Raw genomic sequence first — 13009 nt, 5'->3', positions numbered from 1 at the left:
TGCCTCTAACCACCACTTAATCGATTATATCTTTTAACCTCTCCTTTTGCTTTCTTTTTGTTGATATGGCAGGACTTGTTATAAAGACCCTATAATTAAAACCTAATAAATCAAACACAAAATAAAACAAAATCAAAGCCGAAAAAAGTACAAAAGTTAAAATTTCAAAGCACACGGAATTTATAGAATTTATATAAGAGAGAAGGGGCTATAAAGTTTATAAAATTTGCAATAGAAATGATTAGAAAAGAATACAACTATAAAAAGTTTATTAAATTTCATAAACAAAGGGAGAAGCTCGATTTACGCTCCTCCCTTTATTTTATATATTCTTTCTTATTGTTCTTTCTTAGATTTTTTGACCTTCCTACCAGAAGCCTTAGACGATCCCTCTTCTTTAGCTTCGTCTTTCAACTTAGCCGTAGAGTTTTTTACTTTACCATCCTCATTCATAGCTTTATCCATGCTATCATCCATTTTCTCTTGCATCTTTTCCGATTTGGTATTTGCTTTAGCTTTAGCAGATTTGGCGGTATCTTTAGCTTTTTTACTTGCTTTTTGCTTTACGGATTTTAGATCACTTATATCAGTAGTGCCGCTTACGGCAAGATCATCTTTAATAAGCTCAAATCTCTTATCGCCTATGCCTTTAATGTTTTTGATATCCTCGATATCTTTAAATTTATTATCCTTGCGGTAATCTATAATAGCCTGAGCTTTTGCCTCTCCGATACCGGGAAGCGCCATAAGCTCCTCTTTGCTTGCGGTGTTTAAATTTACGGCTGCTAGCATAAATGCAGGAAGCGATAGAAATAATGCGGATTTAAATAGGTTTTTCATTAAAAGTCCTTTAAGATTGAGATATTTGTATTGCCAAATAAAACGTCTCTATTAGCATTGAGAGCTTTTACATACCTATCCCATGTCTATGCTTTAGAATGGATATACCGCCCATATAGCTATTACGCTATCTTGCAATACGGTAAGGATTATATTTGTAGCGGGCTTAAAGGGAGATAAAATTTAAGAGATATATTGAAATTTTATCTGCTCCGATCGTTTTATTAAATAAATACGTTAAATTTTAGCTTGATCTTAAAAAGCGGATAGGCGATAAAGCTAGATAGATTAAATTTAATACTGGGTTGCTTTTTGGCAGTCGCTCCACCGCTAACGGATAAAGCTAGATATATTAAATTTATACGACTCTATCGGTTTGAAGCATGCTTTTTATAGCTTGGATAAAGCTAGATATATTAAATTTATACTGCAAACATTGAAACGAGATTTGGATTTAAATCATGTAAAAAGCTAAGCGGCGGTATTTATGAAATTTAGTCCTACCTTACCGCACACGGAGGCTTTACGAGCGATGTTAGACGCATACGGCGAAGGGATGCTGGTGTTATGAGAGGCACGAATGCTTTACGTGCAAAGCTAGACGAACAATCTTCATAAAATTTAGCCGCATTCATAAGCTTCTTTTGTGTGGCATGCTTTTTACGGGCTTGATTTTTAATAGGGTTTTATCTGCTTATGGGACGTTTCATTATATTAATTAACAATGCTTGCCAAAGCTTTATTTGGCATCTAGTTTAAATCATACACAAAGCTTTATAAGTGCCGGCGGCTTCATAATTTAGATATAAAAGTGCAGCAATGTATTAAAAACGAACGAACGTATAAATCATAAATGAGGCTAAGAGAGGTTAGAATAAAGATCGCACCATAGAAGTTAAAAAGCAAACGCAACAGATAGTATTAAAAAACGATACGAACAAGCAAGTATTATAGAAAAATTTCAATCCGTATCATTTTTCACTCAATATAAGTCAAATTTAATGCAGAGTTTTGAGATTTTGTATTGATGGAGGGCTAGATTTAAAATTTGTATTTACAGAAGGTTCTAAAATCCTAAAGATATTATAGAATTTTAAATTTATCAAGCAATATTTATTGGCTAAAAGAAGCGATAAACTAAAGATGCCGGAATAGAATTTAAATTGAAAATTGTATGGAAAGTTATGGAATTTTAACAAAGCCTGCAGCGACCTACTTTCCCCGTCCGAGTAACGGATAGTATCATCAGCCAGGACGAGCTTAGCTTCTTGGTTCGAGATGGAGCAAGGCGTTTCCTCGTCTGTATAGCCACAGGCAGTGTTAAATAAGGGATTGTCTTATTGTTTGATAGTAAATATCTTGCGAATACGTTACGAGCTTTAGCCCTGTTGTATACGAGCCTTACTCGCTCCTGCCTGTTCGCCTCATATCAAAAATACTTCGTAATCTAACTTGGATTAATCGTAGATTACGGATATCTTTTATAATCTCTTATTTAACACTGCGTTCATCGTTAAAGTCAGATCTTGTTTTATAAAAACAAAGGTTGATAAGGCATAGTAAAAATTTACTATTTCGAATTGAGAACTAATTTTTTGCTAGGCGAGGCAAACGAGCAAAGACGAGGGAGCATACGTATGGTATGTGACCGAAGTCTGCAGCGAAGTTTAACGAAGCATAGTGAAAAATTAGGAATCAATTTTATCCTTAACAAGGAAGTAATGCTTAAAAGATAAGCAAACGAGCTATTAGTACCGGTCAGCTAAAGGACTTTCATCCATTACACATCCGGCCTATCAAACTAGTAGTCTACTAGAGCTCTTAAAAGAAGATTCATCTTGGAGTCGGCTTCGAGCTTAGATGCTTTCAGCTCTTATCGCATCCCGACTTAGCTACCCGGCGGTGCTCTTGGCAGAACAACCGGTACACCAGTGGTCGGTTCAACCCGGTCCTCTCGTACTAGGGTCAACTCTCCTCAATCTTCTTACGCCCACGGCAGATAGGGACCGAACTGTCTCACGACGTTCTGAACCCAGCTCGCGTACCGCTTTAAATGGCGAACAGCCATACCCTTGGGACCTGCTCCAGCCCCAGGATGCGATGAGCCGACATCGAGGTGCCAAACCTCCCCGTCGATGTGAGCTCTTGGGGGAGATCAGCCTGTTATCCCCGGGGTACCTTTTATCCTTTGAGCGATGGCCCTTCCACACAGAACCACCGGATCACTAAGACCGACTTTCGTCTCTGCTCGACGTGTATGTCTCGCAGTTAAGCTGGCTTTTGCCTTTATACTCTGCAAGCGATTTCCAACCGCTTTGAGCCAACCTTTGTAAGCCTCCGTTACATTTTGGGAGGCGACCGCCCCAGTCAAACTACCCACCAGACATTGTCCTACCTAAGGATAACTTAGGCTAGTTAGCTACCCGAATAAAGAAGAGTGGTATCTCAACAATGGCTCATCGTAAACCGAGATCTACGACTCAAAGCCTCCCACCTATCCTGCGCATCTTTATCCAAGTAGCAGTGTCAAGCTATAGTAAAGGTCCACGGGGTCTTTCCGTCTTGCCGCGGGTAGGAGGAATTTTCACCTCCACTACAATTTCACTGGATCCCTCTTTGAGACAGCTCCCATCTCGTTACGCCATTCATGCAGGTCGGTATTTAACCGACAAGGAATTTCGCTACCTTAGGACCGTTATAGTTACGGCCGCCGTTTACTCGGGCTTCGATCAGATGCTTTGCGTAAGCTAACATCATCAATTAACCTTCGAGCACCGGGCAGGCGTCACACCCTATACATCCTCTTACGAGTTAGCAGAGTGCTGTGTTTATGGTAAACAGTCGGGAGGGACTCTTTGTTGTAACCTTCTTCGCTTACGAAGTAAATTCTTAACGAAGCTAGGCACACCTTATACCGAAGATACGGTGCTATTTTGCAGAGTTCCTTAAAGAGAGTTCTTCCACGCGCCTTAGAATACTCATCCCACCCACCTGTGTCGGTTTACGGTACGGGCGATATCAGCTAAACTTAGAAACTTTTCTCGGCTCGATAGTATCATGGATTCTTCATCTACTCCGAAGAGCGTCAGAAGCCTTTCAGATCTCGGATAAAGAGTTACGGATTTGCCTATAACTCAACCTACTTCCTTAGACTAGCACTTCCATCCGCTAGCTCCACTAACTTTAAGCGTCCTTCCGTCGCACACTGATATCGGTATCGGAATATTAACCGATTTTCCATCGCATACCCCTTTCGGACTTTGCTTAGGACCCGACTAACCCTACGATGACGAGCATCGCGTAGGAAACCTTGGGTTTACGGCGAATACGATTCTCACGTATTTTATCGCTACTCATGCCTGCATGCTCACTTCCAACCGCTCCACCGCTCCTTACCGGTACGGCTTCGACGCTGATTGGAACGCTCTCCTACCACAGTGTCTATGAGTATTTATACTTTACTTGGGCTTGTCTTTTTGCTTTTGTTGCTAAATTTTAAAATTCTAAGAAATTTTGAAATTTATAAAATTTAGATCAAGACGTTGCATTTAAATTTGAATGCAAGAAGCGAAGTATCTTTCAAAGAAACATTTTTGCTTTCGCAAAAAGCGTTTCACTTGTTTTGAGCAGATTTAAATGTTGCTGATATTTTTTCGACTAAGGCTAACCGTGTAGGTTGCCGCAGGAGAAAAAATGAAGCTCATTTAAAGATGCCAAAGAGACAAGCTTGGTATAAATAATCATAGACACTATCTAAAGCTTCGGTACTCATTTTAGCCCCGTTATATTTTCCGCGCAAAATCACTAGACCAGTGAGCTATTACGCTATCTTTAAAGGATGGCTGCTTCTAAGCCAACCTCCTGGTTGTTTCAGTAACTTCACATCGTTTTCCACTTAAATGAGATTTGGGGACCTTAGCTGTTAGTCCGGGTTGTTTCCCTCTTGACGACGGATTTTATCACTCGCCGCCTGACTGCCGTGGTTACGCTATAAGTATTCGGAGTTTGATAGGGTTTGGTACATTGGTGTATGCCCTAGCCCATTCAGTGCTCTACCCCTTATAACTACTACACGACGCTATACCTCAATATATTTCGGAGAGAACCAGCTATCACGATGTTTGATTGGCCTTTCACCCCTATCCACAAGTCATCCGGAGCCTTTTCAACGGCCGTCGGTTGGGTCCTCCACCGGCTCTTACACCGGCTTCAACCTGCTCATGGATAGATCACATCGTTTCGGGTCTGCAGCATCTGACTAATCGCCCTATTAAGACTCGCTTTCGCTACGGCTCCGGGTTTCCTTAACCTCGCCAGACACCACAACTCGCAGGCTCATTATGCAAAAGGCAGTCCATCACACTGCTATACTCATTAAAACTAATCGTTAATCGTTACTTCTAAATTTAGACCATAAAGCTCTGTTTGTGTCATTTATGATGAAATTTTATCAGATCAAAATTTAAAATTTCAAATGCGCAGGATTTTTAGATGATTTTTTATGAAACAAGACAAGGCTAGCCGGATCTGGCTGCCGCAGTCGCAGTCTCATAAAAAAGGGCTAAAAAGCCAAGCTGGATTAATTTTAAAGAGTATAGCATAGTGCTCTGAATGATTGTAAGCAAACGGTTTCAGGTTCTATTTCACTCGGCTCACCGCCGTTCTTTTCACCTTTCCCTCACGGTACTTGTACGCTATCGGTCTAGTAGTAGTATTTAGGGTTGGATCGTGGTCGACCCGGCTTCAGACAGGATTTCACGTGTCCCGTCCTACTCAGGATACCGCTAAGTAAGGATGTGATTTCATATACGGGAGTATCACCCTCTATGCCCAACCTTTCCAGATTGTTCTATTATCAGATCCTAGTCTATGTTGCGGTCCTACAACCCCACTAGTAAACTAGTGGTTTGCCCTCTTACGCGTTCGCTCGCCGCTACTAGCGTAATCTCTATTGATTTCTCTTCCTGCGGGTACTTAGATGTTTCAGTTCCCCGCGTTGGCTCCATTAATGGTAACACATATCGCTATGTATTGGGTTGCCCCATTCAGAAATTCCCGGATCAAAGCCCCTTGACGGCTCCCCGAGACTTATCGCAGTCTGGCACGTCTTTCATCGCCTCTACTAGCCAAGGCATCCACCGTTCGCTCTTAGTAGCTTACCTTTTATATATTTTTTACTTCGCAGACCGGCAAAGCCGCTCTTTGCGACGGGGAGCTTCGCTCCCTCGACCCACCTAAAGCACAGCAACGCTTTCGGCGTTGCCGTAAAATTTCTATAAAAGAAATCATTTAGGATTAGATTCGTAAAAAATACTTAGACTATTTTTATTTATATATTCTAATTCGCATTACTTCCTTGCTAAAGATAAAACCGATCTAACTAGGCATTTAGTTTACGGATAAGAGCTTTTAAATATGCCCTATCTTTAAAGCCGAAGCGTTAAATTTATTCTATAGTATTTGATTAACTCGAATTAAGACGGAAAGAGATCAAACTCATAAAGTAAGTTAAGCTCTATAAGCGTGTATTGATCTTAGCTTTTAGCTTTGGATAACATAAAAAGCTAAAGGCTTGGCATCACTTCGAATAATCAAAGCTTTAACAAGTCCTGTAAAATTGTTTTATTAAAACTTGATTGTGACTTTAACAATGGTACTTTAAAGAACGTTTAGATCGAAATTTAGACCTAATCAAAATTCCGCCTAAATTTCGAAATTTTGATTAAATCTAAATGGTGGGCCTAACAAGACTTGAACTTGTGACCTCACCCTTATCAGGGGTGCACTCTAACCAGCTGAGCTATAGGCCCGTAATTTACAAATTCCGTCAATCTCTCAAACCTAAACAAGCTCGATTGAGCATGCTTAGAGCTAAGCATAAGCTAGCGCTAAGACTTTATGATAGATACCTTGTGAGAGGATATCTATTTGTACTCTAGAAAGGAGGTGATCCAACCGCAGGTTCTCCTACGGTTACCTTGTTACGACTTCACCCCAGTCGCTGATTCCACTGTGGAGGGTAGCGAATTTCGCATTCCCGCTTCGAGTGAAATCAACTCCCATGGTGTGACGGGCGGTGAGTACAAGACCCGGGAACGTATTCACCGTAGCATGGCTGATCTACGATTACTAGCGATTCCGGCTTCATGGAGTCGAGTTGCAGACTCCAATCCGAACTGGGACATATTTTTTAGATTTGCTCCATCTTACGATATTGCGTCTTATTGTATATGCCATTGTAGCACGTGTGTCGCCCCGGACATAAGGGCCATGATGACTTGACGTCGTCCACACCTTCCTCCTCCTTACGAAGGCAGTCTCATTAGAGTGCTCGGCCGAACCGTTAGCAACTAATGACGTGGGTTGCGCTCGTTGCGGGACTTAACCCAACATCTCACGACACGAGCTGACGACAGCCGTGCAGCACCTGTCTTAACATTTCTGCAAGCAGACACTCTTCCATCTCTGGATGATTTGTTAGATATCAAGTCCGGGTAAGGTTCTTCGCGTATCTTCGAATTAAACCACATGCTCCACCGCTTGTGCGGGTCCCCGTCTATTCCTTTGAGTTTTAATCTTGCGACCGTACTCCCCAGGCGGTATACTTAATCCGTTAGGTGGATTACTGCCGTGACTAGCACAGCAACAACCGGTATACATCGTTTAGGGCGTGGACTACCAGGGTATCTAATCCTGTTTGCTCCCCACGCTTTCACGCATTAGCGTCAGTTAAGTTCCAGCAGATCGCCTTCGCAATAGGTATTCTTCTTGATATCTACGGATTTTACCCCTACACCAAGAATTCCATCTGCCTCTCCCTTACTCTAGATTATCAGTTTCCCAAGCAGTTTAACGGTTAAGCCGTTAGATTTCACAAGAGACTTGATAATCCGCCTACGCGTCCTTTACGCCCAGTGATTCCGAGTAACGCTTGCACCCTCCGTATTACCGCGGCTGCTGGCACGGAGTTAGCCGGTGCTTATTCGTTAGGTACCGTCATTATTCTTCCCTAACAAAAGGAGTTTACGCTCCGAAAAGTGTCATCCTCCACGCGGCGTTGCTGCGTCAGGGTTTCCCCCATTGCGCAATATTCCCTACTGCTGCCTCCCGTAGGAGTTTGGACCGTGTCTCAGTTCCAATGTGACTGATCATCCTCTCAGACCAGTTACGCGTCATAGCCTCGGTAGGCCGTTACCCCACCGACTAGCTGATACGATATAGTCTCATCCCTTGCCGAAATTCTTTCCCGATTTATCTTATGGTAAAAAGGAGTATGGAGTATTAGCAGTCATTTCTAACTGTTGTCCTCCAGCAAGGGGCAGATTAGCTATATATTACTCACCCGTGCGCCACTAAATTTAAAAGAGCAAGCTCTCTTAAATTCCGTTCGACTTGCATGTATTAGGCACGCCGCCAGCGTTCACTCTGAGCCAGGATCAAACTCTCCATATTTATACTTCTCGCAACGGCAAAGCCGTTACTGCGAGCGGGAGCTTTCGCTCCCTGTACCCACCTAAAGCTACAAAGATTTGCAAAAAACAAGTTTTTCACAAATCATAAATTTCTAAGAATAGCATCAAAAACCAGAGTTTGGCTCAGGTTTTATTCTGCGTCTTAAATTTAATCTATGATTTAAACTCTTTATACTTATACAGGTAGATACGATTATGAAGTTTTTAATCTAAAAACATTATGTTTGTAACATTGTTTTTATGAACTTAAATCCTTTAATGGATCTAATCCATAGGCTCAATCGATCACTTGTTTAGATTTCAAAGATTGACTTAAAGATATTTGTTTTTAACAGTTAAAATTTTAAAAAACGCGTTCGCTAAAAGGCTAAAACTACTAGGACTTAAGAGTTAAGAAAGCAGGTTCGGCTCGGTGCGAAACAGAATTGTGATTATACAAGAGTGATGCTTAAAGGGGGCTGAATGGGAAAGATTTTAAACTAAATAAATTTTATGTTCGGCACGCGCTACCACTTCGCCGATGATAGCGCTACTAGTGTAGCCTGCGTTTTTTAAATTCGCAAGCGCTCGCGCCGCGTCCTTTTCCGCTACGGCAAGCAGAAGTCCGCCGCTGGTTTGCGCATCGCAAAGCATTATGTCTGGCTCGGAATCGACACCAGGCGCGATAAATTTTAAATTTTTATAGCTTCCGGCAGGGATCAGTCCTTCATCAAGGCATTTGAGAGCGCTTTTTAGAAGCGGAATTTTGCTAGGATAAATTTTAAAGCTCACGCTATCGTTTATCATCTCAAGGGCGTGTCCAAGCAGCCCGAAGCCCGTTACGTCGGTCGCGGCATGTATTTTTAAGCCTGCTAGCGCGCGCACGGCATAAAAATTTAACAAAATCATGCTCTCTATCGCGTCACGAAATTCTTCAAATTTAAGAAATTTCGCCTTTATAGCCGTAGCGATAATGCCCGTGCCGAGGGGTTTTGTTAGGATCAGCAGGTCGCCTTCGCGCGCTGTATTATTGCTCCAAAATTTACGCGGATTCACTCGTCCCGTGACGCTAAGTCCGTAATAAATTTCGGGAGTAGAGATGGTGTGACCGCCTACCAAGGCCCCTCCGCACTCTTTGATCTTGTCTTTGCCGCCGCGCAGAATTTCGCGTAGAATTTCGTTTGAGAAATGACAATCATCAAAACCCACGATGTTTAGGGCGTTTATCACTTCGCCGCCCATCGCAAATACGTCGCTTAGGGAGTTTGCCGCCGCGATCTGTCCGAAGACAAACGGATCGTCCACTAAAGGGGTGATAAAATCGAGCGTCTGCACGAGTGCAAGATCGTCGCTTATGCGAAATACGCTCGCATCTTCGTTGCTGCAGGTGGACGAAAGCAGGTTTGCATTGGGCTCGATTAAATTTCCAAGATTTTCGGTTAGACCCGCCGGGTCAAGCTTGGCGGCTCAACCGGCGGCTGCAATAAATTTCGTGAGGTTAAAATCTCTGTAGATCATAGCTTGATTACTTCGTATTTTGATAGGACGTCCATGATTTCGTATGCGTTTGAAATCTCGCCGATTGCGAGCTTATCGACTAGCTTGTAGCCCTCTAGGCAGCTTCCGCAGCTTAAAATTTCAGCTCCCGCTTCGTTTAGCTTTTTAATCGCCTCAAAGCATTCGTGACCGCGGTTCGTGGTTATAAGCACGGCGTTGTTTACACAGATGAGCTTTACGGGTTTTTCGTCTAAGCTTAACGCCGCGCCTAAAAATTTTGCAAGCAAGCTCTTTCCGATCGGGCCGCTTCCGCACTGTTCCTCGTTTAGGAATATAACCTTGCCTCTTTTTGGCGCCGCAACGTCACAATAAATATCGTCGATACTTTCATCTTTCAGCTCGTCAGTTTTTACGGTTTTTATGAGAGTGTCGGCGCCCGCTTGTGAAATTTGCGCCTCAAAGCCATTTTTAGCCAAAAAACGTTTTATGTTTTCGCGGGGCGCTATGTCGTTTACTAAAATTTCTAAACTCTCTGCAATTTTTAGCTCACCGAGGGCTTTTTTGGTGCGCAAAAGCGGTTCCGGGCAATTTAAATTGCGACAATCTAGTTGCATATGTAATCCTTAAAAATAAAATTCTTTGAACCTCAAAGCTAATGCGAGCCGCGTGCAAGCAGGCCCGCATAAAATTTACCCAAGTTATAAGCGCGGGTACTTCGCTTCAAATTGCGATTTGGCGATCTGCCCCTTATCCAACAGCTCGCGATACCAGTAGTGGTGAAGGACGTAAACTTCCTCCTCCGGCTTGTGTCCGTCGATCATCGAGTGGATGGCGCCGCTGATCGCAAAGACCGCCATGTAGATATGCACGAGCAAAAACACCGCGCAGACCGCACCCAAAAAATTATGAATAATCGCGCTTGCTCTTAAAATTTCGATCTGGCTCATACCTAGCGCACTTCTCATTGCGGGAATATCGTAGTCTAGGAAAAACATCGACGCGCCCGTAGCTATCATTACTATGCCGCCTAAAGTCGCGACCCAAAACCACGCTTTCTGCCCGGCGTTAAATTTACCCGCAGGAATCGTGCGCTTCTTTTTGTTTAGATAGCCGCCCACGATCATCATCCATCTGATATCGTAAGTTCTCGGTAACATACGCCAAAACCATGTCACTAGCATAGGTATAACGGCAATCGCAAACGCTATCGTAGCTAGCCCGTGAGCGTTTTTACAAAACCTCACGAAAGCGCCGCCGCCGAATTCCTCGCCAAACATCATAATCAAGCCTGTCGGAACCAAAATCGCCCATGCGACGGCCGCTACAAGATGGTATAGTCGCTCAAATTTATTAAACGCATAGATCGGCTTTCCTGCATGATGATCGAAGTGCTTCGGTCCTATGATCGCGTAGTGCCCAATAAAAGCTATGATTACGCCCAAAACCGCGCCCAGTGCCAACCAAGCAAAAAAGCCCGAGCTTTGCAGATGTCCTTGAAATTGCAGAAAAATCGGACCGAAGCCGTTGCCGTAGCTATCGATGTTTTCAAGCCTTGCATTGCCCCAAACATCGCTATTTCCCTGCACGATATCGGCGTATTTTTTCTCTTCGGCCTGCGCATAAATACAGGCGAAAAGCGCAAGAAACAATCTTTTCATGGATTTCCTTAAGTATAAAATTTCAAGCCGATTATATCATTTTTTGCAAAAAATTTTCTTAGAAAGCAAAATTACATTTTTGTATTAAGAGCTCGCATCTAGTTTCGCCGCGCATACTCGTCGTAGCCGAATTTTTTGATCATTAAAACCTCTCCACGCTCGTCCGCTAAGACGAGATCGGGCAGTTTGATGCCGTTAAAGGTCGTATTTTTCACGATAGTGTAGTGGATCTGATCCTCGAAAATCACCCGATCGCCGATGTTTAGCGGCGCGTCAAATTTATACTCGGGCTGTCCGCTCTCAAGCCCCGCGACGTCGCCTGCGAGGCAGGTATTTCCGCCGAAGCGGTAGCTAAATTTACCGCTCTCGCTCTCGCCGCGCACCGTAGGACGATACGGCATTAGCACGGTATCTGGCATGTGCGCTTCGGAAGAGGCGTCCAAGATAGCGATTTTAGCGCCATTTTCTACGATATCAAGCACGCTAGCGACCAAATACCCGCACTCCCAGCCTACCGCCTCGCCGGGCTCAAGATAAATTTCGACCTCGTATTTTTCGCGAAATTTTTTAATCAGATCTATCAGCAGCTCCACATCGTAGCCTGCGCGCGTGATATGATGCCCGCCGCCGAAATTTAGCCACTTTAGGGCTCTAAAATACTTGCCGAATTTCGCCTCGAAAACCTCAAGCACCCGCTCTAGGCTCTGAGCGCTTTCTTCGCACAGCGCGTGAAAATGCAGCCCCGAGATGCCGCGCAAAAACTCGCCGTCTTGCAAGATCGCCCGCTGCAGCGCTTCAAGGCTCATCCCAAGCCTACTAAAGCTGCCGCACGGATTATAAGCGTCTTTGGGCGCGAAGGAGGTCTGCGGATTTAGCCGCAAGCCGCACGATGCTCCCGCAGCGAGCGCCTTTGCGCGGTATTTTTGCCACTGCGCGGCGCTATTGAATACGACGTGGTTTGAAATTTTTAAAATTTCATCCAAATCATCCTCTTTGAATGCGGGCGAGTATGTGTGGATTTCGCCGTTTTTGATAAATTCCGCGGCAAATTTTGCCTCGTGCAGACCGCTGCAAGTGGCACCCCAGAGGTATCTGTCTACGTAGGGCATCGCGAAGCTAAACGCAAAGCCTTTTAGCGCGCACAAAATTTTTGCTCCGCTTCGCTCGCCTACGCCGCGTAAAATTTCTAAATTTTTTACCAGTTTTTGCTCCTCGCACACGTAAGCGGGGGTCGAAATTTCATCGATTTTCATCGTTTTTCCTCATTAAATTTTTACGCAATTATATAAAATTTTATAAATTTTTGGTTAAAATCGCCCAATCTTTAAAAAAAGGACAAAAATGGTAGAGGTAGAATTTTTAGGGCCGATCGGGCGCGAGCCCCTGTGCCTAAACGCAAACTCCTTGCAGGAGGTAAAAGCGGAGCTGCAAAAGGACGAAAGCCTGCGAGAGTGGCTCGCAAACTGCGCCGTAGCGGTAAACGATAAGATGATTTATGATGCGAATTTCGCGCTTAAATCCGGCGATCGCGTGAGCCTTCTGCCTCCCGTTTGCGGCGGCTAA

General features: G+C 43.7%; 6 protein-coding genes, 1 tRNA gene and 3 rRNA genes. 1 reads left to right on the top strand and 9 read right to left on the bottom strand.

The annotated features are described in order from the left end of the window. Positions 1-336: 336 nt before the first annotated feature. From CGRAC_RS12880 to nspC, 9 genes are all read right to left on the bottom strand, one after another. Entirely contained in the window at positions 337-840 is a 504-nt protein-coding gene (locus CGRAC_RS12880; protein WP_069435688.1) for a ComEA family DNA-binding protein, read from the bottom strand. Positions 841-2039: 1199 nt separating this feature from the next. Beyond that, positions 2040-2156, bottom strand: a 5S ribosomal RNA gene (gene rrf / locus CGRAC_RS02650). Positions 2157-2568: 412 nt separating this feature from the next. After that, a 23S ribosomal RNA gene (locus CGRAC_RS02645) occupies positions 2569-6002 on the bottom strand. Between the two features lie 571 nt (positions 6003-6573). Next, a tRNA-Ile gene (locus tag CGRAC_RS02640) sits at positions 6574-6650 on the bottom strand. Between the two features lie 129 nt (positions 6651-6779). Then, positions 6780-8292 (bottom strand): 16S ribosomal RNA (locus tag CGRAC_RS02635). Together the 16S, 23S and 5S rRNA genes with 1 tRNA gene alongside form the textbook arrangement of a ribosomal RNA operon. A gap of 494 nt (positions 8293-8786) precedes the next feature. Continuing rightward, positions 8787-9809, bottom strand: a complete 1023-nt coding sequence (gene selD / locus CGRAC_RS02630; protein ID WP_081451696.1) for a selenide, water dikinase SelD — start codon at positions 9807-9809, stop codon at positions 8787-8789. Next, entirely contained in the window at positions 9806-10402 is a 597-nt protein-coding gene (gene yedF, locus CGRAC_RS02625; protein ID WP_005869365.1) for a sulfurtransferase-like selenium metabolism protein YedF, read from the bottom strand. The genes selD and yedF overlap by 4 nt, the downstream gene beginning before the upstream one ends. An 84-nt stretch (positions 10403-10486) precedes the next feature. Then, positions 10487-11446 (bottom strand): formate dehydrogenase subunit gamma, encoded by a 960-nt coding sequence (locus tag CGRAC_RS02620; RefSeq protein ID WP_005869366.1) that lies wholly within the window; start codon positions 11444-11446, stop codon positions 10487-10489. A gap of 98 nt (positions 11447-11544) precedes the next feature. Then, on the bottom strand, positions 11545-12699 hold the full coding sequence (nspC, locus tag CGRAC_RS02615; protein WP_005869368.1) for a carboxynorspermidine decarboxylase: 1155 nt from the start codon (positions 12697-12699) through the stop codon (positions 11545-11547). Positions 12700-12787: 88 nt separating this feature from the next. Between nspC and CGRAC_RS02610 the strand changes: the two genes are divergently transcribed. Continuing rightward, on the top strand, positions 12788-13009 hold the full coding sequence (locus CGRAC_RS02610) for a MoaD/ThiS family protein (protein WP_005869370.1): 222 nt from the start codon (positions 12788-12790) through the stop codon (positions 13007-13009).

The sequence above is a fragment of the Campylobacter gracilis genome (genome assembly GCF_001190745.1).
Taxonomy (GTDB): domain Bacteria; phylum Campylobacterota; class Campylobacteria; order Campylobacterales; family Campylobacteraceae; genus Campylobacter_B; species Campylobacter_B gracilis.
The sequence above is the reverse complement of the archived record's forward strand: the minus strand, read 5'-3'. Positions and strand labels throughout refer to the sequence as shown.